The organism is Henriciella marina (assembly GCF_027213945.1).
GTDB classification, from domain to species: domain Bacteria; phylum Pseudomonadota; class Alphaproteobacteria; order Caulobacterales; family Hyphomonadaceae; genus Henriciella; species Henriciella marina_A.
The window spans coordinates 38,392-61,422 of the sequence record NZ_JAPWGW010000002.1 but is presented as its reverse complement, the minus strand read 5'-3'; the positions used below and the strand labels follow the sequence as shown (position 1 = coordinate 61,422).

Annotated in this window: 17 protein-coding genes; 7 read left to right on the top strand and 10 right to left on the bottom strand. The window is 58.7% G+C overall.

The annotated features are described in order from the left end of the window. Nucleotides 1–11: 11 nt before the first annotated feature. From rlmJ to O4G74_RS06710, 3 genes are all read right to left on the bottom strand, one after another. A complete protein-coding gene (gene rlmJ, locus O4G74_RS06720) occupies nucleotides 12–746 on the bottom strand; it encodes a 23S rRNA (adenine(2030)-N(6))-methyltransferase RlmJ (protein ID WP_269401873.1) in 735 nt (244 codons plus the stop codon). Between the two features lie 48 nt (nucleotides 747–794). Further along, nucleotides 795–2,597, bottom strand: a complete 1,803-nt coding sequence (locus tag O4G74_RS06715; RefSeq protein WP_269401872.1) for a M28 family metallopeptidase — start codon at nucleotides 2,595–2,597, stop codon at nucleotides 795–797. An 87-nt stretch (nucleotides 2,598–2,684) separates the two neighbouring features. Next, complete coding sequence (locus O4G74_RS06710) at nucleotides 2,685–3,590, bottom strand: pirin family protein (protein WP_269401871.1); 906 nt, start codon at nucleotides 3,588–3,590, stop codon at nucleotides 2,685–2,687. 110 nt (nucleotides 3,591–3,700) lie between these two features. On the opposite strand from O4G74_RS06710, the gene O4G74_RS06705 reads away from it, so the two are divergent. The 3 genes from O4G74_RS06705 (at nucleotide 3,701) to O4G74_RS06695 (ending at nucleotide 6,322) form a co-directional block, all read left to right on the top strand. Continuing rightward, nucleotides 3,701–4,225, top strand: coding sequence for a uracil-DNA glycosylase family protein (locus tag O4G74_RS06705; protein ID WP_269401870.1), 525 nt, complete (start codon nucleotides 3,701–3,703; stop codon nucleotides 4,223–4,225). A 68-nt stretch (nucleotides 4,226–4,293) separates the two neighbouring features. Then, complete coding sequence (locus tag O4G74_RS06700) at nucleotides 4,294–5,211, top strand: alpha/beta fold hydrolase (protein WP_269401869.1); 918 nt, start codon at nucleotides 4,294–4,296, stop codon at nucleotides 5,209–5,211. A gap of 64 nt (nucleotides 5,212–5,275) precedes the next feature. Further along, on the top strand, nucleotides 5,276–6,322 hold the full coding sequence (locus O4G74_RS06695) for a Glu/Leu/Phe/Val family dehydrogenase (RefSeq protein WP_269401868.1): 1,047 nt from the start codon (nucleotides 5,276–5,278) through the stop codon (nucleotides 6,320–6,322). An 89-nt stretch (nucleotides 6,323–6,411) separates the two neighbouring features. On the opposite strand, the gene O4G74_RS06690 is transcribed toward O4G74_RS06695, so the two are convergent. Next, on the bottom strand, nucleotides 6,412–8,955 hold the full coding sequence (locus tag O4G74_RS06690; RefSeq protein WP_269401867.1) for a ribonuclease E/G: 2,544 nt from the start codon (nucleotides 8,953–8,955) through the stop codon (nucleotides 6,412–6,414). A gap of 402 nt (nucleotides 8,956–9,357) precedes the next feature. On the opposite strand from O4G74_RS06690, the gene O4G74_RS06685 reads away from it, so the two are divergent. The 3 genes from O4G74_RS06685 (at nucleotide 9,358) to prfB (ending at nucleotide 14,397) form a co-directional block, all read left to right on the top strand. Next, nucleotides 9,358–10,533 (top strand): N-acetylmuramoyl-L-alanine amidase, encoded by a 1,176-nt coding sequence (locus tag O4G74_RS06685; protein ID WP_269401866.1) that lies wholly within the window; start codon nucleotides 9,358–9,360, stop codon nucleotides 10,531–10,533. A gap of 105 nt (nucleotides 10,534–10,638) precedes the next feature. After that, nucleotides 10,639–13,221, top strand: a complete 2,583-nt coding sequence (locus O4G74_RS06680) for a penicillin-binding protein 1A (protein WP_269401865.1) — start codon at nucleotides 10,639–10,641, stop codon at nucleotides 13,219–13,221. A gap of 62 nt (nucleotides 13,222–13,283) precedes the next feature. Continuing rightward, a protein-coding gene (gene prfB / locus O4G74_RS06675) for a peptide chain release factor 2 (RefSeq protein WP_269401864.1) occupies nucleotides 13,284–14,397 on the top strand; the annotation gives its coding sequence in 2 pieces (ribosomal slippage) (nucleotides 13,284–13,352 and nucleotides 13,354–14,397; 1,113 coding nt in all). 53 nt (nucleotides 14,398–14,450) lie between these two features. Here the strand turns inward: prfB and O4G74_RS06670 are convergent. From O4G74_RS06670 to O4G74_RS06660, 3 genes are all read right to left on the bottom strand, one after another. Continuing rightward, entirely contained in the window at nucleotides 14,451–14,996 is a 546-nt protein-coding gene (locus O4G74_RS06670; RefSeq protein ID WP_269401863.1) for a bactofilin family protein, read from the bottom strand. Further along, a complete protein-coding gene (locus tag O4G74_RS06665) occupies nucleotides 14,980–16,197 on the bottom strand; it encodes a peptidoglycan DD-metalloendopeptidase family protein (RefSeq protein ID WP_269401862.1) in 1,218 nt (405 codons plus the stop codon). The genes O4G74_RS06670 and O4G74_RS06665 overlap by 17 nt, the downstream gene beginning before the upstream one ends. Nucleotides 16,198–16,389: 192 nt before the next feature. Further along, the gene (locus tag O4G74_RS06660; protein WP_269401861.1) at nucleotides 16,390–16,848 is read right to left on the bottom strand and encodes a peroxiredoxin; all 459 of its coding nucleotides are present in this window, start codon (nucleotides 16,846–16,848) and stop codon (nucleotides 16,390–16,392) included. Nucleotides 16,849–16,928: 80 nt separating this feature from the next. Here O4G74_RS06660 and O4G74_RS06655 point away from each other — a divergent pair, with 80 nt between their 5' ends. Continuing rightward, nucleotides 16,929–20,348: a DUF3971 domain-containing protein gene (locus O4G74_RS06655; protein ID WP_269402328.1), complete on the top strand. Its 3,420-nt coding sequence runs from the start codon at nucleotides 16,929–16,931 to the stop codon at nucleotides 20,346–20,348. Between the two features lie 12 nt (nucleotides 20,349–20,360). Here O4G74_RS06655 and mazG read toward each other — a convergent pair whose 3' ends face one another. The 3 genes from mazG to O4G74_RS06640 all read right to left on the bottom strand — a co-directional run bounded on the left by mazG (nucleotide 20,361) and on the right by O4G74_RS06640 (nucleotide 23,024). After that, on the bottom strand, nucleotides 20,361–21,170 hold the full coding sequence (gene mazG / locus O4G74_RS06650) for a nucleoside triphosphate pyrophosphohydrolase (protein WP_269401860.1): 810 nt from the start codon (nucleotides 21,168–21,170) through the stop codon (nucleotides 20,361–20,363). A gap of 271 nt (nucleotides 21,171–21,441) precedes the next feature. Beyond that, entirely contained in the window at nucleotides 21,442–22,254 is an 813-nt protein-coding gene (locus O4G74_RS06645) for an MBL fold metallo-hydrolase (RefSeq protein WP_269401859.1), read from the bottom strand. After that, on the bottom strand, nucleotides 22,251–23,024 hold the full coding sequence (locus O4G74_RS06640) for a TatD family hydrolase (protein WP_269401858.1): 774 nt from the start codon (nucleotides 23,022–23,024) through the stop codon (nucleotides 22,251–22,253). The genes O4G74_RS06645 and O4G74_RS06640 overlap by 4 nt, the downstream gene beginning before the upstream one ends. Nucleotides 23,025–23,031 lie beyond the last annotated feature (7 nt).

The window sequence follows — 23,031 nt, the reverse complement described above, 5'->3', positions numbered from 1 at the left end:
TTGTCAGCTACCTACCAGTAGGCGTCCAGCTGTTCAGCAATCTCGAATGCGGGCCGGCCCATTGCCGGAGACGTCCGAAGTCCGATCATGGCAGACCCATCGAGCGCTGAATCCTTGCCGCTATCATCATGCCAGCGTGTGCCCGCCACGAAGCCGAAATCCAGGCTAGACAGGAACTGGCCGAACTCAAGTTCGCGCTCATCCTTGAAGAGTGGCAGCCAGACGAGGAAGACAGCCTTGGGCCAGCGCTTCATGGCGCGTGGTATCCAGGCTGCCAGTTCCTCCATGTCGCGCTCTGTCTCGTAACTTGGATCGAGAAAGACGAATGCGCGCTCATGGCTGCGCGGCTGCAGCTTCAGCGCGCCATTATAACCGTCATCCTTGATTGCTCGCGCGCGCTTCTCGTCACCAAGGCTTTTCACAAGCTTCTCGTATTCGGCCGGGTGGCGTTCGAAGAAGATCATTCGGTCATTCTCGCCAAGGCAGTGGCGCGCAATCTCGGGAGAGCCGGGATAGGCCGCCGGGGTCGCTTTGCGCACATGATCGAGCCACGGCCTCAAAAGGGCTGGTGGATTCTTGTCGGCCAGAAGACGTAATACGCCCTCATCTGCCTCTGCCGTCTTGCGAGAGAGCTTGTCGGAGAGATCGTAAGAGCCGGCAGCCGAATGGGTCTCCATGTAAAGCCATGGATGGTTCGCTTGCCGGGCGATGTTCAGAATTGAAAACAGGACTGCGTGCTTGAACACGTCAGCCCTGTTTCCGGCATGATAGCCATGTTGATAGGAGAGCAAGGCTTACTGGCCGTCTGCTTCTGAGAGGGAGGCTTCGCGGGCAGCCTCGAACTCATTGCCTTCATACCAGGTCGGCCAGTCATCAGAGTTGATGATTTCGAGCCCGACTTCGTAGAGTGCGGTCACGTCTTCCACCATGCCTTTGAGGTTCCAGTCTTCGGAATACTCATCCATCGGCTTGTGGTAGCGCTGCGCGGTGTAGGTGTCGGCAGCCGCGCGGCCAGCAGCGACGCCGCCATCGCGCTTGTCGATGCCGCCATCAGCGTAGAGCATTGGCACGCCCTTCTTGGCGAAGGAGATGTGGTCAGAGCGGTAGAAAGAACCTGCTTCCGGACGCGGATCAGGTTCGACGACGCGGTCCTGGGCTTCCAGCTTCGCTTCGAGGATATCCTCAAGCTCTGATGCGCCGTAGCCAACGACGACCATTTCCTTGGTACGGCCCACAGGCAGCATGCCGTCCATATTGATGCCGGCGACGACCTTGTTCAGCGGAACGGTTGGGTTGTCAGCATAGTAGGCAGAGCCGAGCAGGCCGGATTCTTCGAGGGTTACGGCAACGAATAGGCCGGAACGCGGATGTTCGTCTGCCGCCATGGCCTCGGCGATCTCGAGAAGAGCGGCAGAGCCAGTCGCATTGTCGACAGCGCCGTTGAAGATGTCGTCCTGGTAGAAGTCTTCAGTTGGCGCGCCGGTGCGTTCCTCGGTTTTCTTGCCGAGATGGTCCCAATGCGCCGTGAAGAGGACGTACTCATCCGGGCGTTCGGTGCCCGGCAACACGCCGACCACGTTGCGGGAATCCATCGTGGCGACCGTCTGCACAATATTACCAGAGACAGAGAGGTCGCCCATGTCGACGGCTTCAAAGCCTGGCTCTTTCGCGGCGGATTTCATTTCTTCAAAGTCGAGACCGGCGTCGGAAAAAAGAGTTTCAGCAACGTCGCGCGTGATCCAGGATTCGAAGGTGGTGCGGCTGGCCCCGCCATCGCCGCGAACGAGATCTGCCTGCGCGCCGGACCAGGAGTTTCGGACAACTTCCCATGGATAAGACGCTGGCTCGGTTTCATGGATCACGATGGCGCCTGTCGCGCCTTGGCGTGCCGCTTCCTCGAACTTGTATGTCCAGCGGCCATAATAGGTCATCGCCTTGCCGTTGAAGAGGTCGTCGGTGCCGCGTGCGAAGCCCGGATCATTGACGAGCATCACGACGGTCTTGCCCTCGACATCGAGACCTTCATAGTCGTTCCAGTCATATTCCGGAGCGACGACGCCGTAGCCGACAAAGACAAGCTCGGAATCATCAAAGGCGAACTCGGTTCCGTTCTGGCGCTTCGTCCAGAGAACGGCGTCCTCCTTCAGGGTGAGCTCCATTGGCTCGCCCGAAGATAGGCCATTGATCGTCATGCCAGAATTGGACTCGTCGATCGTTTGCTCAACCATGCCGACAGTCTGGAACCAGCCGCCATCCTCGCCGCCGGGCTCAAGTCCGACGCGTTCCATCTCGCGGGCGATCCAGAGGGCAGAGTTTTCACCGGCTTCGCTGCCAGGCCCGCGGCCCTCATAGGCGTCATCAGCAAGCGTCGCGACGCGCGTGCCGATATCTTCAGCGGTAATCTCTCTTGAGGTGCTTTCCGGAAGCGGCAGGATGAGCTCGGAGTCCTCGAAAGACGCCGACTGCCCCATATCTTCAGCTTCCGCTTCGACGTTTGCGTCAGCCTGGTTGGTGTCTGTCACGTCTGCAGGAGTGGCCGGGTCGGCGCACGCCGCAAGGGCGAGAAGCGAAACGGCGGGCCAGAATGTACGCATCATGAAAATCTCCTGATTCAGTATATGGCGGTGTTGTGACACAGCCGCGCGAACCCCACAAGAAAGGGGGTGGAAGCTGCTGCGCTTGTGTCAGTCTGCGCCGGGCAGGGGGATAAACTCATCCTCTCCATCGGGTAGTGAGAAGCGCGTGTCTTGCCAGTTACGCGCGATGGAGTCTGTCCATCCAGCACGCGCCTCGTCGATCAAGTCCTGCCGGCTGGCGACAAGATTCCAGTCTATGAGACGCGGGCTATCCATTGTCTGGCCGCCCGCAAGCATGAGGTGGCTACTTGGAGCAACGGAGACCTGAACAGTCTGCCCGGGTGTCAGGATGATCATGGCGCCGTCGGCATAGCTTCTGCCTTCGATAGCGACTGATCCGCCAGCAACATAGATCGCGCGTTCGTCTGCAGCATCAGCTGGAATTTCGAAGCTTGCGCCGTCTGACGCGGTCAGGCCGAGATACCAGATCCCCCAAGGGAACTCGACAGGTGAGCGATGTCCCCAGGCCTCACCTGCAAGCAGCTGGGCGCGGGCGCCACCGAGGTCGAATTCCGGTAGGGAGTCCTTCGGGTGATGCGTGAAAGAGGGTGGGCAGTCCTCATGCGTTTTCGGCAGGGCGACCCAAGTTTGGATGCCGTGCATACGCATGCCAGTGGCGCGCTCTTTATCGGGGGTGCGCTCTGAATGGACGATCCCGCGGCCAGCCACCATCCAGTTCACCGCGCCGGGCCGGATTGTGATGTCAGAGCCGACCGTATCCCTGTGTGCGATGGCGCCTTCGAAGAGATAGGTTACCGTCGCAAGTCCGATATGCGGGTGGGAGCGCACGTCGAAGCCCTTGCCGGGCGGATAGTCCACGGGGCCGAAATGATCGAAGAAGATAAAAGGCCCGACCATGCGGCGCTTGTGAAAGGGCAGGACGCGGCGCACCTTGAAGCCGCCTCCGAGGTCGCGCGCCCGTGCTTCGATAACCAGCTCCACCGGATCAATCATGCGCGTTCATCCTTGTCTTGGGGCGTTGAGTTTCCATCTTGGCCCAAGTGAGCGCTGACCTGAATAGCTATCTGGAAGAATTAAGGGCCTGCCGCATTTGCGCGGGCCAGATGCAGCGTTATCCGAACCCGATTGTCCGAGCCGCGCCAGGGGCTCGTATCCTGATTGCGAGCCAGGCGCCCGGCAATCTCGCGGACCGTTCATCAAAGCCATTCGCAGACCCGTCCGGCGTGCGCCTGCGCGATTGGATGGGCGTGAGCGAGGACGAATTTTACGACGAGTCGCGGATCGTCATCGCGCCGATGGGATTCTGCTTTCCGGGTTATGACAAGAATGGCGGTGATTTGCCGCCAATGAAAATCTGCGCGCCGACCTGGCGGGCTGGTTTGCTGGAGCGACTGCCTGATCTTGAACTGGTCCTCGCGATCGGTGGCTATGCGCAGAAGTGGCATCTCGGGCAGGCAGCCTCGAAGACGCTCACTGAAACGGTTCGCAACTGGCGCACCCATTTAGAGACCGGTATCCTGCCAACACCTCATCCAAGCTGGCGCAACAATGCCTGGCTGAAGAAAAACCCCTGGTTCGAGACGGATATCCTGCCCGTCCTCCGACAGAAAGTGAGAGACCTGCTTTGAAATGGCTGACCTATCTTCTCCTCCTTGGACTGTGTGCTTGCGCGACGCCGAAGATGCAGGGCGCGCTCATGCCTGATCAGCTGATTGAAGCGAAACTGGTTCCGGATGAGTCGACCTTTGTCAGCTCTGACGGCGCGCAGCTGGGGTTGACCGTCTGGCCGCGCAAGGTGGACGGTAACGACGTCGACCATGTGATCGTCGGCGTGCACGGCATGAATGACTATGCCGAGGCCTTCCATATGGCGGCGCCCTGGTTCGCAGAGCGCGGCGTCACGACCTATGCCTATGACCAGCGCGGCTTCGGACGATCGCTGAAGCGGGGGATATGGCCTGAGCCAGAACTAATGCGCGAGGATTTGCGTCAGGCTGTGCGTCTGGTGCGGGAGCGCCACCCTGACGCGACCCTCACGATTGTGGGCGTGTCGATGGGCGGCGCGATGTCGATGACCGCGTTTGCCGGGGACAATCCGCCCGTAGGCGCTGACCGGCTTATCCTTTCCGGGCCGGGCCTTCGCGGCTGGGGGGCCATGAACTGGCTCTATCGCGGCGCGCTCTGGGTGTCGGCCCATAGCCGGCCGGGCTGGGTGGTGCGTCCGCCGCGCGGCGTGAAGATCGAGCCGTCGGACAATGTCGAAATGCTGCGTAGGATGTGGGCAGATCCGCTGCGTATGACCGATAACCGGATCGACCAAGTCTATGGTGTCGTCGCCCTTATGGAGGAGGCGCATCTTGCCGCGCCGCGGCTTCCAGCCGAGATGCCGACGCTTCTCACCTACGGAGCCAAAGACATCGTTATCCCGCCTGGAGGCGTGAAACGCACGATTAAAATCTTACCGCCCCATGTGCGTACGGCGTACTACCCCAATGGGTATCATATGCTGCTGAGAGACCTTCAGGCCGAAACAGTTTACGCGGATATGTGGGCGTTCATGCAAGATCCTTCTGCGCCTTTGCCGTCCGGCGTCGCAAGCATACCTGCGAAGTGAACGAAGCAGTTGACCGCGCATTCAAGAGCGCTAAGGCCGGGACGAGACAGTCAGGAGAGTATCCATGTTCGACCATCCTTCCTTCGACGGCCATGAGAGTGTCCATATGTTCGAGGACAAGGCGAGCGGTCTGAAGGCCATTATCGCGGTTCACTCAACGGCGCTTGGCCCGGCTGCAGGTGGTTGCCGGATGTGGAATTACGCGACCGGCGAGGAAGCACTGCGCGACGCCTTGCGCCTCTCAAAGGGCATGAGCTTCAAGAACGCCATGGCGGGGCTTCCGCTGGGTGGCGGCAAGTCCGTCATCTGGGGCAATTCGAAGACCGACAAGTCGCCCGCCCTGTTCGAGGCTTTTGGCCGCGCGATCCAGTCTCTGAACGGAAAATACTATACCGCCGAAGATGTAGGGATCAGTACCAAGGACATGGAGATCGTCGCAACGCAGACGAAGTATGTCGCGGGTCTCGATCAGGGCGAAGCCGCCAGCGGCGACCCATCGCCGATCACGGCGCTCGGCGTCTATCGCGGTATCAAGGCGAGCGCCAAACGCGCCTTTGGCAGCGATGACCTGTCTGGCCGCCGGATCGCGGTACAGGGTGTCGGCCATGTCGGCGGATACCTCTGCGACCACCTCGCCGAAGAAGGCGCAGAGCTGATCATCACCGATATCGACGAGACGCTTCTGAAAGAGGTGTCTGAGCGTACCGGCGCTAAGATCGTTGCGACGGACGAAATCTATGACCAGCATGTCGACATTTTTTCGCCGAACGCGCTGGGCGCCGTTATCAATCCGGAAACACTGCCGCGCCTGAAGGCGCGCGTCGTTGCAGGTGGTGCCAACAATCAGCTATCCATCGCCGAGATGGACGTTGCACTGCGGGACCGCGGCATTCTCTATGCGCCCGACTATGTCATCAATGGCGGCGGCATCATCAATGTCGCGGCCGAAATTTCAGGCGCGTATTCGCGTAACTGGGTAATGGGCAAGCTGAACGTGCTGATCGAGACGCTGGAAGAAGTGCTGGACGAAGCGTTGAAGCAGAATGCACCGACCAATGAAGTGGCCGAGCAGATTGCACGCACGCGGATTGCGAACGCGAAGCCTGCCTGATTGATTGGGTCGGTCGATACAGAAAAGCGTCAGTCCGGGGACTGACGCTTTTTTTATTGGGCGGTGATTTTCGCCGGGCCGGTTTCGCCCTAGCGGCGAAGGGACCACCAGCCGCGCCGCTTTGGCTTTTCGTCCTTCTTGGACGCGTCTTCCTTCTGGTCCTCCGACTTTTCTTCGGTGACCAGAACAGGCTCGCTTGCGATCGGCTTGTCTTCTTCGAACACGGCTGACGTCTTCGAGGGCGCTGGCTCTACAGCTTTTTCTTCGGCAGCAGGCGCTTCGGTGACTGGCTCAGGCGTTTCCGTCTTTACCTCAGCCGGTTCTGGCGCTGTTTCAGACGTCGCCTCAGGCTCAACGGCCTGTTCGTCGCTACCAGAAGCTTCAGCAGACGTGTCGGTCTCTGCTTCGGTGTTCTTCGGCTTCCCGTTGCGCTTGCCGCCTCTGCGGCGCGGACGTGACCGACGCGAACGAGGCTTCTCATCCTGCTTGTCGTCAGAACTTTCCGCGTCATTGCCATTATCGTCAGACGAACCATCGCTATCGGCTGCGTCCTGCTTGACCGCATCAAGCGCGACGGTCTTTGCAAGCTGCGGCTGAGATGCCGTGGCGCGGCTCGTCTCGTCCGGGTCGGGCAGGGCAGGCGGTGTTTCGTCCAGCATTGCCGGGGCGCTATGGGCAAGGCCATCGAGAAGCGCGCCGCCATCGAGCGGCACGATCGGGTTTGGCTCACGGCGTCTGCGGCGACCGCCGCGGCGGCCACGGCGTCTGCGCTTGCGCGAACCGCCAGACTGGTCGTCATTATCAGACTGATCGTCAGCGGCGGCTTCATTGTCGGCATCTTCTTCGCCGTCAATATCGGACGCGTCAGCCGCTTCGGCGTCGTCCTCAGCGCTGGCATCTTCTGCCTCATCTGGCAATTCGTCGTCATCCTCATCACCGATGATGTGGCGGCTGCGATCCTGTTTGCGATTGCGGCGGGACTTCTGGTTCGGGTCTTTTTCCGCATCAATGCGAAAGTCGCCCGGCAGAAATTCATCAGACGAACTGATCGAGATCGCAAAACCGGCGACATCCTCGATGTCGGTAACAGCTTCACGCTTATTGTTGAGCAGGTAGAGCGCAACGTCCGTCGGTGCGTGAACGGTAATGGATGAAAGACCACCACCAGCCGCCCTTGCTTCAAGCGCGCGCAGGAGCTGCAGCGCTGCTGACGGGACGGAACGGCGACGGCCAGTACCGTTACACGCTTCGCATGGGTCGGATGTCGCCTGGAGCACACCTGCGCGGCGGCGCTGACGTGAGATTTCCATCAGGCCGAACTGGGAGATCTTTCCACACTGCACACGCGCGCGGTCGATCTTGAGACAATCCTTGAGCTTCTTCTCGACGGCCCGGTTGTTCTTGTTCTCCTCCATATCGATGAAGTCGATGACAACGAGGCCGGCAAGATCACGCAGGCGCATCTGGCGACAGGCTTCCTCGGCTGCTTCCAGATTGGTGCGCAGAGCGGTCTGCTCGATATTGCGTTCCTTGGTCGCCTTGCCGGAGTTCACGTCGATGGCGACCAGTGCTTCGGTCTGGTTGATGACGAGGTAGCCGCCGGACTTCATCTGCACCGTGGGCGAGAAGATGGAATCAAGCTGGTCCTCGACCGATTCAGAGACAAAAAGCGGGGCAGCGGACTTCCACTGTTTTACCTTTCGGGCCTGCGTCGGCATGATCATCTTCGAGAGGTCTTTTGCCTCGCGATAGGCCGATGGGCCCTGGATGATGACTTCCTCAATATCCTTGTCGAACATGTCGCGCATGGCGCGATGAACGAGGCCGCCTTCTTCATGGATGATGCAGGGCGCAATCGATTCCATGGTCCGGTGCCGGATATTGTCCCAGAGCTTCTGGAGATATTCATAGTCGCGGCGAATGTCGGTCTTAGTGCGTTTGGCACCTGCGGTACGCACGATCAGCCCCATACCGTTCGGCACGTCCAGGCTCGACATGATTTCCTTCAGGCGCTTGCGGTCTGCACCGTTGGTGATCTTGCGCGAAATGCCGCCGCCGCGTGGGGTGTTCGGCATGAGAACGCTGTAGCGTCCGGCGAGCGACAGGAAGGTGGTGAGGGCTGCGCCCTTATTGCCGCGTTCTTCCTTGACGACCTGAACCAGCATGACCTGCCGGCGGCGGATTACTTCCTGGATCTTGTAGCGCTTCGAGCTCGATTGCGGCCTTGGTTTGGCGGCAGCTGCTTCGGCGGCCGCTTCATCGGCGTCTGAATCTTCTTCGCCGTCATTGTCTTCATCGTCGATGTCACGTTCCTCGTCGACATCGTCTTCGTCTTCCTCAGCGGCGGCGCGAGCCGCATCCTGAAGCAGCGCTTCGCGGTCTTCCTGAGGAAGCTGGTAGTAGTCGGGATGGATTTCGCTGAAGGCCAGAAAACCGTGGCGGTTGCCGCCATATTCTACAAAACAGGCCTGGAGGGATGGCTCTACGCGCGTGACTTTCGCGAGATAGATATTGCCCCTTAGCTGTTCCTTACCTGCGGTTTCGAAGTCAAAGTCGTCTACGCGTCCGTCCGAAACGAGCGCCACCCGGGTCTCTTCCGGGTGGACCGCATCGATCAGCATCAATTTGCTCATAGCTTATCGCCTTGTGATCTGGCGGCGCGGCGCGGTAATTGACCGTGCTGCAGCGAACGCCAGTTAAGTTGTGACGGGATATCTTGCGCCAGCGCGTCTGCGCGCCAGTAGGCGCTAGTCTCGACGATGCTTTCAGTGGCGAAAGATACATTACAAGTTGTTCCGTGTCCGATCAGGCCATGCACGGACTATTGATCCGTTCGCATACCATCTGGGAAATGGTCTTGGCCTCCAAATAGAGGTCTGTCCGACCATGCCGAAAGCCGAGCCTAAAGAAAAGCTATAAAATCAGAGAATAGCAAAATAGGCAGTGCCAGCAGAGACGGTAAACGCTTGATTAATGAAGGATGTGCACACTCCCCGTCACGCAATAAAGTCAAATTCCAGTAGGCTGTGGGCGAGATGTTTCGATCGTTTTTTCTACTCATCGGGTTCCTGGCGAGCATGGTCAGCCATGCCTATGCAACCGAAATCAATGAGATCCGGGTCGAGGGAGCAGGGGAGTATACCCGAATCACTCTCGCCGCCGATGGCGAGCTCGCGCACGGCATTTTTTCGCTCAGTGAAACAGGTATGCGGTCGATCGCGGTTGACCTGCCTGACTTTCGTCTTGATGAGCTGGCTGACACGCCGCCGCCAGCTGGCGCCGTTACGACGTATCAAGTGTCGCCGCGCGGTATCTCTTTCCACTTGTCACATGCTGTCACGGTGTCCCGGGCGCTGAACATCGGCCCAACCGTATCCGATCCGCGTCACCGGCTCGTGATTGATCTTGTGCGAGTTTCGCCGGACCGGTTCGACAGGGATGCAGCTATCGATCTGGACCGCCGGGCCGCGTTCAGTGGCGGGCAGGTGGTTGGCGCGGAGGATATGGTGCTGGCATCGCTCCCGCCCGTCAAGCAGGTGATCGTGATCGATCCCGGTCATGGCGGACGCGACCCGGGCGCTCTGGCTGCTGATTCCACCAGAGAGAAGGACGTGGTTCTGAAAACAGCGCTTTCGCTCAAGACAGCACTTGAGGCGAGTGGGCGCTACACCATCCACCTGACGCGCGATGACGATACCTATGTCGAACATGAGGACCGGGTGACAATGGCCCGCAACTGGGGCGCGGATCTCTTCATATCGATTCATGCCGACGCAGCAGCCAATCGCTCTGTCGCAGGAGCCACTGTCTACACGCTGAATTCCCGGGGCCAGAACCGGGTTGATCCAGTGGCGAACAAGTATGGCTGGCACCTGCCGGTCGAGGACGGCACATCAAACGAGGTAGCGAGCATCCTGACGGACCTCACCAAGCGCGAGACAAAGACAAATTCGGCCATCTTCGCCGAAATCCTCATTCCCGAGCTGGCTTCTGCAGGGCCAATCGTCCGCAATAGCCACCGGCAGGAAAACTTCTTCGTCCTTCTGGCGCCTGATGTGCCAGCCGTACTGATCGAAGTGGGCTTCCTGACCAACCGCGCCGATGCGGCAAGGCTGGCATCCGCTGATGGGCGAGAGCGCTCGGCCAAGGCGATTGCACGCGCGATCGACGCCTATTTCGACCGTTCAGTGGCGCACACTGCAGTAAATTAGCGTCTTTCGACTTTCGTCCGCCGCCGGCACGCCTTACTCTTGTCATGGAATGATGCGAGGCGACGCTATCGCGAACGCAAATCTGGGCAGGGACGGAAAATTTGAATGAGTGAACAGCCGGTCTGGAGACGCTATCTGACCTGGAAGCTGGCGCGCCGTGTCGCGATCGGCCTCGTCATAATTGGCGCGCTTGTCTTTATCGCCGTCATGATCTGGGTGGCTTCGCTTGCGCGGGACCTGCCGTCGCACGAGCGTCTCGCCGATTATGAGCCGCCCATCACGTCGCGTGTCCATGCAGGTGACGGCACGCTCATCGCCGAGTTTGCGGACGAGCACCGCGTCTTCGTGCCGATCGAATCCATCCCGGACCATGTGAAGCAGGCCTTCGTCGCGGCAGAAGACAAGAAGTTCTTCGAGCATGGCGGCCTCGATTATGTCGGTATCATGCGCGGCGCGATCAATTCCGCGCAGATCAAGCTGTCGGGTAGCGATGGTAATCTCCAGGGCGGGTCGACCATTACCCAACAGGTCGCCAAGAACATGCTGCTCACCCGCGACCAGCGTATCGAACGCAAGGTGAAAGAGGCGATTATTGCGCGCCGGATGGAAAATACCTTTACCAAGGATGAGATCCTCGAACTGTACCTGAACGAAATCTATCTTGGCGTTCGAGCCTATGGGGTCGGTTCTGCCGCGCTCATCTATTTCAACAAGTCGCTGCCAGAGCTGAATTTGTCAGAGGCGGCGATTCTTGCCTCGCTCGCTAAGGCGCCATCCACGGTGAACCCTTATCGACGCCCGCAGCGCCTGCTTGCCCGAAGAGATTATGTTCTCAACCGCATGCTCGAAGACGGTTACATCACCGAAGAGCAGGCGGAAGAGGCAAAAGCCGAGCCGCTTGAAGTGGTCGAACGCCTGCGTGGGCCTGAATACGCCGCCGCAACCTATTTCGTACAGGAACTTCGCCGTGACCTGATCAAGGAGTATGGCGAAGAAGCGCTCGAGCGCGGCGGTCTTTCGATCCGTACGACGCTGGACTCCAAGATGCAGCTGGCGGCGCAGACGGCCCTCCAGTCCGGTCTTGAGGCCTATGACCGTCGTCATTCCTATCGAGGCCCTTTTACGTCAATTGATGCGTCAGGTGATGTGCCGGCGCAGCTTCAGGAAGTGGAGCGCCCGGCAGGCTATGGCGCCTGGGAAGCCGGCATGGTGCGCGACGTCGCAGGCGATGCCGCTACCATTGTTCTGAATGATGGCCGTACGACACGTATTCCAGAAGAGGACGTTCGGTGGGCGAGCGGCTGGGACCGTCCCGAAGGCGGGGAAGGGCTCGCGCGCGGCGATGTGATCCTTGTCGACGTCGAGCGTACCGAAACGCTTCGTGATGGCGCAGAACCTGCCGCAGAAGGTGAGCGCCGCAATGAGGATGACTGGATTTCCGTGCCGTCCGAAACCGCGCGCCTGAAACAGGTGCCCGAAGTCGAAGGCGCGATCATTGCGCTAGACCCGCATACCGGCCGTGTTCTGGCGATGGTAGGCGGCTATTCATTCTTCAAAAGCCCGTTTAACCGCGTGACCCAGGGCATGCGCCAGCCAGGTTCTGCCTTCAAGCCTTTTGTCTATGCGGCCGCTCTTGAGAACGGGTATACGCCTTCAACGAAGATGCTGGATTCGCCCTTCGTCTACTATGACGAAGGGTCGGGGACGACCTGGAAGCCGCAGAACTATTCGGCCGGTCGCAGCTATGGAGAAGTGACCATGCGCACCGCGCTTGAGCGTTCGTTCAACCAGGTTACGGCCCGCATCGCGGTTGATATCGGTATGGAAGACGTTTCCGGCCTAGCGGAACGGTTCGGTCTCTACGACCACCTGCCGCGTTTCCCGGCCATGGCACTGGGTTCTGGCGAAACGACCCCCTTGCGCATGGCGACTGGTTATGCCTCTTTCGTGAATGGCGGCAAGGACGTAACGCCTACGATGCTCGACCGCGTTCAGGATCGTTATGGCGAGACGCTATATCGCAACGACCAGCGCGCGTGTGTGGACTGCCTTGCCGAGAGTTGGGAAGGACAGGAGCCGCCGCAACTGGAAGACACACGTGAGCAGCTGATCGACCCGGTCATTGCGTATCAGGTCACGCATATGCTGGAAGGCGTGGTGGAACGTGGCACCGCACGCCGCGCCGCGCGCCTCAACAAGCCGCTTGCTGGCAAGACCGGTACGACGAACGACTATTTCGACGCGCTTTTCTATGGCTTCTCGCCCGACCTCGTTGTGGGCGTGTGGGTCGGGTTCGACCAACCACAGACCCTCGGCAATGGTGAGGCGGGTGGCTCTGTCGCGCTGCCTGTCTTCGTCAGCTTCATGGAAGAAGTGCTTGAGGATGCCCCGGCAATGCCATTCCGTATTCCACCAGGCGTAAGGCTCGTATCCGTGGATCATGATACGGGCGGCCTGCCGACGGCCAGCTCCGGAGAAATCATCGTCGAAGCCTTCCGTCCTGGCACGGAACCGGGCGCGGTGTTCGATGAAGAGGACGACTTCTCCATCTCTGGCAATCAGGGCGCGACGAGCGGAATGTTCGGTGATCTGGCCGATCCTTCATCTGAAGGCTTCGGTCAGAACGGCATTTCGGAGGCCCAGGACCGAGATGATATTGCCGATGAAAACCTGGGCGGGATTTATTGACCGGGCGCGCAGATTTGTGCATTCGGGCCAGCCTGTAACCAACTGAAAACACAGAAAATCTTATGTCGACAGAAATTCTCTCGCTTATTGACGAAATTGAGCAGTCCTCCGCGCTGCTGAGGAGGCGTCTTTGACTGGGACGTCGCCCAGAAACGCTTAGACGAACTTAACGCCCTCTCAGAACAACCAGACTTCTGGAACGATCCTGAAAAGGCCCGAAAGTTGATGGCTGAGCGCCAGCAGCTGGAGACGGGAATCAATACCGTTCAGGAGCTAGAGCAGGAGGCGGTTGATGGCCGCGAACTGCTCGAGCTTGCGGACGGGGATGATGACCTGATCCAGGATATCTCGGCCAATATGAAACGGGCGCGTGAGCGCGCGGCCAAGGCAGAGCTTCAGGCACTGCTATCCGGCGAAGCCGATTCCAATGACTGCTACCTTCAGATCAACGCCGGGGCGGGGGGCACCGAAAGCCAGGATTGGGCTTCGATGTTGCGTCGCATGTATGTGCGCTGGTCAGACAGCAGCGGCTATAAAGTCGAGGAAGTCGATGCCCATGAAGGGGATGAGGCAGGTATCAAGTCGGCAACGCTGCTGATCTCTGGCCTCAATGCCTATGGTTGGCTGAAGTCGGAATCGGGCGTCCACCGGTTGGTGCGCATCTCGCCTTATGATTCATCGGCCCGCCGCCATACATCCTTCGCCTCGGTCACGGTCTCACCGGTGATTGATGAGACGATCGAGGTCGATATCGACCCGTCTGATGTGCGTACCGACACTTATCGGGCCTCTGGTGCGGGGGGGCAGCACGTCAACAAGACTGACTCCGCCGTCCGGCTGACGCATGACCCAACGGGGATTGTTGTGGCGTGTCAGGCCGGCCGATCGCAGCATCAGAACAGGGCCAAAGCCTGGGAGATGCTCCGCTCGAAACTTTATGAGCTTGAACTTCAGAGACGCCGCGAAGCCGCGCAGGACAGTCATGACTCCAAGTCAGAAATAGGTTGGGGACACCAGATCCGCTCCTATGTGCTGCAGCCATATCAGCTGATAAAGGATCTGCGGACCGGCCACGAGACGTCTGATACGGGCGGTGTGCTTGACGGTGATCTTGACGGCTTCCTGAGCGCCTCACTCGCGCACAATGTTTCTGCTGGAAACGACGAAGACGCATAAGAAAACGGCCGCGCAAATGCGCGGCCGTTTAACTTGATTACCTCAACGCCTGATCAGGACAGGGCAGAGCCATGCGCACCGCTGGCGCTTGTGCTGGCTGACTTGCTGTCAGTCGCGGCTGGCTTGGTTGTTGATGAAGCCGTGTCGCCACTGGCGGGACGTGCGGCTTTTGGCGCAGAGGTCTTGAGCGGGTCTTCGGCGTGTTTGACCTGGCCTTCGAAAATCGCGTTCGGTTGGATGCTGAGAGAGGCGTGCAGGATGTCGCCCTCTACGCGTGCGCCGGTCTCGAGCTCAACGCGGCGGCCACGAATGGAACCAAGGACTTCGCCCTTGACCTTCACGGCCTCGCCTTTAACTTCGCCGATGACTTTCCCGGTTGCACCAATTGTGATGTCACCCGCCGTCACGTCGCCATCGACAACACCGTCGATGTGAAGGGCGCCTTCGGAGTTGATCGACCCTTTGATTTCCATGTCGTTGCAGATGATGGAAGCAACGCCGGTCGAGCGGGCTCCGGTCCGGCTTGCAGCCGATTTGCTTGCGTCAGCTGGCGGCACATAGCTCTGTGCGGATGCGCCGTCCTTATTCTTCGTAAACATGTTTACCTGCCCTCAGAAACTCAACTGGATCGTATGGTTTGTTATTAAACCAGACTTCGTAGTGAAGGTGTGGGCCGGTGCTCCGGCCGGTGGAGCCCATGGCGCCCACAACGTCGCCAATTGCGACTGTATCACCTTTGTCGACATTAATGCGTCTTAAGTGTGCGTAACGAGACTTGAAGCCATGCCCATGGTCGATCTCCACGATGCGGCCATAACCGGACTTGGTACCTGCAAAGCTGACCGTGCCTGGACCGGTTGCCGTGATCGGGGCGTTCCAGTAGGCGCCAACATCTACACCGTTGTGCCAGCCAGGGCGCTGATTGAACGGGTCAACCCGAAGGCCATAATCGGAGGTCAGGCGCGAAGGCACACCGACCGGGTCGGCAAGCGGCAGCGTCGATACGACGGACTGATAGAAGCGCGCTTCTTCCATGCGAGCGGCAACCTGTGCAACGCGCTCAGCGAACATGGCTTCTTCGGGAGTGTCGAAATTGCCTGAGGCAAGATTTGCAAAAGGAACAAGTGGGCCGCCCATCTCCCGGGTTTCAGCAATACGGTTTGTTCCAACGGCGGTCAGGCGAAGGACGCCGCGTGCCGCTTCGGCACGTTCGATCGCGATGTCTTCGACTTCGTCCAGAAATGCCTGCTGTTCGCGCTGGAGTTCGGCGATCTGGCCGCGAACGCCAGGATTGGCCGCGCTGGCTTCCTGATATTGTGCATCCGTTCGGGCCTGTCGCCGGTCAGCTTCCTCAATCGATGCGTTGACGAGAAGGGCGCTGCCATCACCGCGCAGGGCGGCGACTTCAAGCTCACCACCATTGCGAAGCGAATCGAGCATCACCTCAAGCGTGCGGTGGCGCTGTTCAAAACTGACTGTGGCTTCCTGGAAGGCTTCGGTGCGTTCGACGAGCTGGGAGCGGGACAGGGCGTCGCGTGCGCGCAGTTCCTGCACCCACCGCTCATACTTGTCGATCTGCTGCTGGCCCTGGGCCGAAAGTGTACTGTTCGGAATGAAGACGAGGCTCGCCGTTGCGTAAAGTGTCCAGCCAACGACCGCGGCAATCGCTATGGATAGAACGGACTGCTGCAGAGGAGAAACAGTGAAATAGCGGACGGTGCCGCCGCTGCGATGGTAAATTTGCCGTTCGGGAAATAGGCGACTGAAAAGCTCCCCGATTTTCATCGTCTTTCGCTTCATAGACGGCCCCGCCTCTGCTTTTACTCTTATACGCGCTGTGTTTTTATCCACAGCTAACCCTCGCGGTAATGTTTAACGCCATTTGCTTGCATCGGAAAAGGGCGAATCCAGAAAGTTGCCTCATTTTTCTCACAATCGATAAAAAATTTTGCTAATTTCGCCTGAGTTTTAACTGTGTCGATGCAGAAATAGTTAAAGTACAGACAGCACTTTGTCTGCATGTCCTTTGACGCGTACCTTTCGCCAACCTTCAATAATCATGCCATCAGCGCTGATCGCGAAAGTAGAGCGTTCAATACCCATGAATTTGCGCCCATACATGTTCTTTTCCTTCCAGACCCCAAAGGCTTCGCAGACAGACCCGTCCTCATCCACCGCGAGTGGTATGGTAAGTGCCTGCTTTTCTATGAACTTTTCGTGGGACTGAAGACTGTCGCGCGAGATGCCGACGATATCGAAACCTTTCACGTCGAAAGCAGCTTTCAGCGCTGAGAAATCCTTGGCCTCGTTCGTGCATCCCGGCGTGTTATCCTTTGGATAGAAGAAGAGGATGAGGCCCCGGCCTCTGCCGGAGGGAATGGAAACGGTGCCGCTGGTCGTCTCAAGCTGGAGGCGTGGAGCGGGATCGCCTGCAGATATTACTGATGACATCGCTGGATTGTCCTATTTCTGCTGTATTGAAAGATTAAGCCAAGCCTATCGGCTGGCGTAGAGGAGACAATCAGGCCTTGGTGCGACAGACTGCAGCTATTGTTACGCTAGAGATCATTGGCGGCATCCTGTTGCTGGCGATCGCTGGCGCCGTGGCGCTTGCCTACATGCTGTCGCGCGGGCCTGTAGAGCTTAGTCTTTTCAAAGGTGAAGTCGAAGATGCTCTCGTCGCCGCGCGCGACGGCAGGGACGTCAACATTGATCGGCTTGCACTGCAATGGTCGCCGGCAGATCGGCGTGTCATCTTTGCGGCTAACGGCCTGAAGCTTGCCGATAATGATGGCCAGTTAGCGGGCGAGGCAGAACAGGCCGTCATTACCCTCGATGCTGGCTCCCTGATTTTCGGCCGTGTGGAAGTGACCGAAACGCAATTGCGCAATGGTTGGGCGGATGTGCGCAATATCTCACCAACCGAATGGACGTTTGCGGGCGAGCCGCTGCCGGAATTCGAAGCGCGCACTTTGCCGAACACGCCGGAAGGGTGGCTCGCGCTTTCCAATTCGACCCTCGCAAGCCTTCTGGAGGGCCTGAAGGAAAGCCGGGCGTCGAACACGCTTGAAGTTGCCGCATTCGAAAACATGGAGTTGCGCTTTTTCGATCAGGCCGGCGACGTTATAGCGGTTATGGATGAGGCGCGTGGCCGCTTCGATCAGACCGCTAGCGGGCTTGAAGCCACGCTGTCTGGAAGCGGGGAGGGGATTGGTCTTCCAGGTGATCTGACAACGTCGCTGAGCATCCCAGAGGGCTATACGGCCCTCGATTTTGAGATTGGCATCACCAATTGGAGCATCGGAGATCTTGCGAACCGACTTGGCGCAGGCGCCTCACTCGTTGCGGGCTTTCCAGCCGACATAACAATCGGGCTGTCCTATGAGGAAGAAGAGGGTATTGCCGCACTCAGCCTCGCGGCTGACGCTGAAGCGGGCAATATCACGCTTGCCGGACGTGACTTCGACTTCGAAACATTGCGGTTTGATGCGGCCTATTCGCCTTCCGATGACCGGCTGACCTATACCGATCTGGCGATTGAAACCGAACGCGCCGATGGCGTCTTCAGCGGCTGGATCGAAGGGCTCGTGCGAGAGGATGAGAAGATCACTTTCGATCTGTCTTCTGAGAGCGCTTCACTCGATTTCACACCATATTTTCCCGATGTTTGGGACCTGGATGGTGTGGCCTTGCAGGGGACGCTGGATATGGAGACGACAGCCGTCGCGCTGTCTTCTTACACCGTACGAACGCGAGGGATCGAATTTACCGGCGCTGCAGATATGATGCCCGTGAGAGAGCCAGAAGAGGGCGAGCTGCCATTTCAGATCACGTCTCAAGGCGAAGCGGAAGGCACGATTACCAAGCAGCAGGTTTTGGCTTTCTGGCCTGAAACGCTTGGCGCGGGCGCTCGCAATTTCGCGCAGAACCGGGTTCTGGATGGCCGCGTGACTGCCGCGAGCTACAGGCTGGAGCTGAAGCGGGACAGTTTCGCGGAAGGGTTCCTGCGCGACGAGGACCTTACGGTCCGGTTTTTCATCGAAGACGCGGCCGTAAAGTTTCTGGATGATCTTCCGCCTGTCACCGATGCCATCGGCAGCGGCAGGCTGACTGGGAATGGCCTCCAGGTGCAGCTTAGCGAAGGCAGCTATGATGGCTGGGTGCTGAGCGAGGGCAGTGTTCACTTCCCGAAGTTCAACCCGAAGGGAGAGCTGTTTCGCGTTTCAGCGAAGGGGCAGGGGCCTCTCGTGAATGTCATGCGTAATATCGCAGGCTCGCGCCTCATGCGAGGCAATCCAGACGCGCTCGACCCCGAACGCTTCTCTGGGGATGCGGTGGCCGCGATTGAGCTGTTGCGTCCCGCACTGGACGATGTTCCGGTTGAGGACACGCAGATCTCCGTCAAGGCGCAGGTCACGGATGGGATGCTCGCCGAGGCGCTACCGGGGCTCGACCTGACCGATATGAGAGTAGACGTGTCGCTGGAGAATATGCGCCTCGTCATGACCGGCTTCGGAGATCTTGGCCCTGCGCCTGTCCAGTTTACGTGGCGCGACGAATTCAATGATGGCGGCGATACAGCTGATCTATCGGCCAGTGCGTTCGTGTCGCCTGATTTCCTGAACCGTTTTGGGATTGTCGGGCGGGCCTACGTATCAGAGGACATTCCGGTCGAGTTGCAGGCGCAAGTCGCTGCAGATGGCATTGCGGGTGTCGAGGTCGGTTTCGAACTCCAGCAGTCACGCGTGGATATTTCTGAGATTGGCTACATCAAACCTGTGGGGGAGCCGGCCCGCGCGACACTCTCCTATGACGCGAAATCGGAAACGAACGCATCGACATTTCGCTTCCTGAGCGAAAAGGCACGCTTTGACGGGGATGTCATCCTGACCAAGGCAGGAAGGCTTCAATCGCTGGACGTGCGGGAGGCCTTCCATGACGGTTTCATGGATGTGAGCGGCAGCGTTCGCCGCGAACAGAATGGCAAGCTTGTCAGCGAACTGAACGGTGCGTTCCTAGATGCAAGTGCGTTCTTCGGCGACTTCGCATCCATGGGTGGCAATGCGTCAGGCATCAGTCTGCCGATCGTGCTAACGGCAAATCTCGATACGCTACGCCTGCGCAGCGGTCTGGACCTTGAGGACGCATCCTTGAGCTTTATCAGCGCCGAAACAGGCGTCCGGGAGGTTCGCGCTGACGGAACGATTGAGACAGGCGGTCAGATGAGCGCTGTTTATACTGGCCCGACCGCCGAAGATCCAGCGCGTATCAGCCTCGACAGCGATGACGCCGGTTTCTTCATGCGCGCCTTGCTGAGACAGGATTTCCTCACTGGAGGTTCCCTCAGCCTGAACGGCGAGCTTGCGCGTGGCTCGGACCCGGCGCGCCTCCAACTCGAGCTTTCAGACGTGCGCATGCGCGATGCGCCGTTCCTTACGCAAGTGCTCTCATTGGCTTCCCTTCGGGGACTTGCCGACACGCTCAGCGGGGAAGGGGTGCTTTTCACCGATATCAGCGTGCCGGTCGCCATTCAGTCTGGACGGTTTGTAATTGAGGGTGCGCGGGCTAACGGCCCGGCCTTGGGTCTGACACTTAATGGCTGGTTCGAGCAGGAGAGTGACGAAATCCGTCTCAGCGGAGTTCTGGTGCCGAGCTTTGGCATGAACTCAATGTTGGGCGGCGTGCCGGTTATCGGCGACCTCTTCGTTGGCCGAGAAGGCGAGGGGATATTCTCGCTTACCTATTCAGTGCGCGGGACGACCGATCGTGCCCAAGTCGCCGTGAACCCGCTGTCCGCGGTTACGCCGGGAATTTTGCGCCGTATCTTTGAGAACCCGGCAGATACGTCGATACCGGACAGCATTCCGGTTGATCCGGATAAGACTCCGCCTGCGCCGCCCATGCCAGATGCAGAATTCATCGCGCCAGCACCCGGTTCAGAGACGAATTAGACCGGCCTCCGCTCAGCTTTTCTCGAGGCGTTTGACCGCGTCCCATAGCTGTCCCTGGTCATCTAGTGAAAGCTCACTGAAGTTCCGGTCCTGCTCGTTTGCAAGGGCTTCCATGGCGCGAAAGCGGCGTTCGAATTTGGCGTTTGACCGGCGAAGCGCAATTTCTGGATCAAGTTTGAAGCGCCGCGCGAGGTTGGCGGCAACAAAGAGCAGGTCGCCAATCTCATCCTCGATCGCGTTCAGATCGCCGCTATCTATCGCTTCGCGAACTTCGGCGCATTCTTCGTCCAGCTTCATCAGGATGTCGCGTGGCTCGGTCCAGTCAAAGCCCGTACGGGCGGCGCGCTTCTGAATCTTCTCGGCACGCATCAGAGCCGGAAGCGCTTTGGCGACGCCAGCGAGGGCTGATGTGTCTTCGGTGACGGCACCCTTGGCGGCCCGCTCGCGGGCCTTGATGGTCTCCCAGGCTTCGGTCTGGGTATCAGCGTCACGCTCTTTGGCATCTCCAAAGACATGCGGGTGGCGACGAACCATCTTGTCATTGATGCTGCGGGCGACATCCTCCACATCGAAAAGACCGGAATCCTGAGCGATCTGGCTGTGGAAAACGACTTGGAGGAGAAGGTCGCCGAGTTCGTCTTTGAGGTCGCCGAGATCCTTGCGCTCAATCGCATCGGCGACTTCATAAGCTTCCTCGATTGTGTAGGGCGCGATCGTTTCAAAAGTCTGCTCGAGGTCGCAAGGGCAACCGCCGTCCGGATTGCGCAATTGCTGCATGATGGATTTAAGGCGTTCGAACTCGCTTGTGGAAGATTTCGGCATGAGAGGCAGGCACTCCGGTCTTATTGTGCGCGTTCTGTACGTATGTCCGAGACGTTAATACGCTTGATTGTAGCTAAAGCAGCAATGGTCAGTAGGGCGGTTAGATATTGCAAGTGACTAGTGCTTCAGGCGTTGCGGTTCAATCTGGCCGCAGGGTGATCTGTTAGAGGTAGCGTTAGAGATACAAAGGCGTGAACTGGACGGAGGTGGGGTCCAGCCCACTCATAACAAAGATTGCATAATCAATATTATGGGAAATAGCGAGATGTGATCAGAGCTCGAAATCGATGGTGAGGCCGTCATAGGCGGGCTGTACATGAGCAGGCAGTTCATTACAGAGCGTCTGATAATCCAGATCGATATGAAGATTTGTGAGCCAGGCTTTTTTAGGCGCGAGCTGTTCTATCCACCCAAGCGCGCGGTCGAGATGCGCGTGGCTTGGATGTTTCGTGTAGCGAAGCGCGTCAAGAATAAGGATTTCGACGCCGGCAATCGCTTCGAGGCTCTCAGGCGGAAAATCATGCAGGTCGTTGCAATAAGCGAGATTGCCGATGCGAAAGCCGAGGCTCATGATCCGCCCGTGCATTTGCTCTACTGGGAGGAAAGTCACCGCCCCCCCTTCTCCGTCGATGCTGAACGGCTCTAACGGCACGATGTCCTCTTGCTGGTCGAGAATTGGCGGATAGCCACCATGACCTTCGAAGCAATAGCCGAAACGCTTGGTCAGGGTCGCTGCCGTTCGGGCATCGAGATAGGTCGGCACACGGCGGCGCATGCGCAATGCCAAGGCGCGGACATCGTCAATTCCATGGGATTGGTCGGCATGATCGTGGGTATAGACCAGCGCGTCCAGGTGGCGAACTTCGGCATCGAGTAGCTGGTCTCTGAGTTCTGGCGAAGAATCGATCAGGATGCGTGTACAGTCATCAGGACGATCCAACGGGCCCGCATCGACGAGCACGCAGCAGCGTCTGCGCCTGTTTCGTGGTTCAGCCGGGTCACACGCGCCCCAGTCATTCCCGACGCGCGGTACGCCTCCCGATGAGCCGGTGCCAAGGAATGTAAAGCGCGCTGAGTTCGTCATATATTTACTTTATCGAATAAAGTCAATGCGTTATATTCGCATATTGAAGTTACTTCTTCGCGTGTCATCCCGTGGAGATCCGCCAGGGCGTCTGCGACGTACGGCAAGTAGGCAGGTTCATTGCGGCGGCCACGGTACGGCATTGGTGCGAGATACGGGCAGTCCGTTTCCAAAATGACCCGATCGAGTGGGATCTTGGATATGACCGCGCGGACGTCCTTGGCATTCTTGAAAGACAGAATGCCGGAAACCGAAAAGTAGGCGCCAAGCGCCAATCCGCGGTCCGCAAGCTCCTGCCCGCCCGTATAGCAGTGAAGCAGTATGCCGAACGGTCCGTTCTTATACTCGTCTTCCAGAATATTTGCCGTCAGACCGTCTGCCTCGCGCGTATGAACCACGAGTGGCAGTCCGGTTTCGCGGGCCGCGCCAATATGGCGGCTGAAGTTCGCGACCTGCTCGGCCTCTGCCGAATAGCCATAGTGGAAATCGAGGCCGGTCTCCCCGATGGCGACCGTACGGGGGTCCCCTGCTGCGCCGACCAGCTCCTCGACCGTCAGATCCTGAAAGTCCTTGGCGTGATGTGGATGCACGCCAACCGTGTTCCAGATATCGCTATTTGCCTCAACGATCGCTCTTACTTTCGGATAATTGTCGAAGCGGTCGCAAATGGCGAGGAAACGCTTGATCCCAGCTTCACGAGCACGTGCCAGCACGTCTTCAAGGTCGTCTTCGAACGCCTCGGCGTGTAAATTTACATGGGTGTCGAACATGAGGTGC

What these genes read in the sequence shown, in the direction of transcription:
- O4G74_RS06705 (WP_269401870.1), top strand. Translation starts at nt 3,701, where the DNA reads ATGCAGCGTTATCCGAACCCGATTGTCCGAGCCGCGCCAGGGGCTCGT.
- O4G74_RS06700 (WP_269401869.1), top strand. Translation starts at nt 4,294, where the DNA reads ATGCCTGATCAGCTGATTGAAGCGAAACTGGTTCCGGATGAGTCGACC.
- O4G74_RS06670 (WP_269401863.1), bottom strand. Translation starts at nt 14,996, where the DNA reads ATGTTTACGAAGAATAAGGACGGCGCATCCGCACAGAGCTATGTGCCG.
- mazG (WP_269401860.1), bottom strand. Translation starts at nt 21,170, where the DNA reads ATGCCGAAATCTTCCACAAGCGAGTTCGAACGCCTTAAATCCATCATG.
- O4G74_RS06640 (WP_269401858.1), bottom strand. Translation starts at nt 23,024, where the DNA reads ATGTTCGACACCCATGTAAATTTACACGCCGAGGCGTTCGAAGACGAC.
- O4G74_RS06645 (WP_269401859.1), bottom strand. Translation starts at nt 22,254, where the DNA reads ATGACGAACTCAGCGCGCTTTACATTCCTTGGCACCGGCTCATCGGGA.
- O4G74_RS06710 (WP_269401871.1), bottom strand. Translation starts at nt 3,590, where the DNA reads ATGATTGATCCGGTGGAGCTGGTTATCGAAGCACGGGCGCGCGACCTC.
- O4G74_RS06695 (WP_269401868.1), top strand. Translation starts at nt 5,276, where the DNA reads ATGTTCGACCATCCTTCCTTCGACGGCCATGAGAGTGTCCATATGTTC.
- O4G74_RS06680 (WP_269401865.1), top strand. Translation starts at nt 10,639, where the DNA reads ATGAGTGAACAGCCGGTCTGGAGACGCTATCTGACCTGGAAGCTGGCG.
- O4G74_RS06660 (WP_269401861.1), bottom strand. Translation starts at nt 16,848, where the DNA reads ATGTCATCAGTAATATCTGCAGGCGATCCCGCTCCACGCCTCCAGCTT.
- O4G74_RS06685 (WP_269401866.1), top strand. Translation starts at nt 9,358, where the DNA reads ATGTTTCGATCGTTTTTTCTACTCATCGGGTTCCTGGCGAGCATGGTC.
- O4G74_RS06715 (WP_269401872.1), bottom strand. Translation starts at nt 2,597, where the DNA reads ATGATGCGTACATTCTGGCCCGCCGTTTCGCTTCTCGCCCTTGCGGCG.
- O4G74_RS06690 (WP_269401867.1), bottom strand. Translation starts at nt 8,955, where the DNA reads ATGAGCAAATTGATGCTGATCGATGCGGTCCACCCGGAAGAGACCCGG.
- O4G74_RS06665 (WP_269401862.1), bottom strand. Translation starts at nt 16,197, where the DNA reads ATGAAGCGAAAGACGATGAAAATCGGGGAGCTTTTCAGTCGCCTATTT.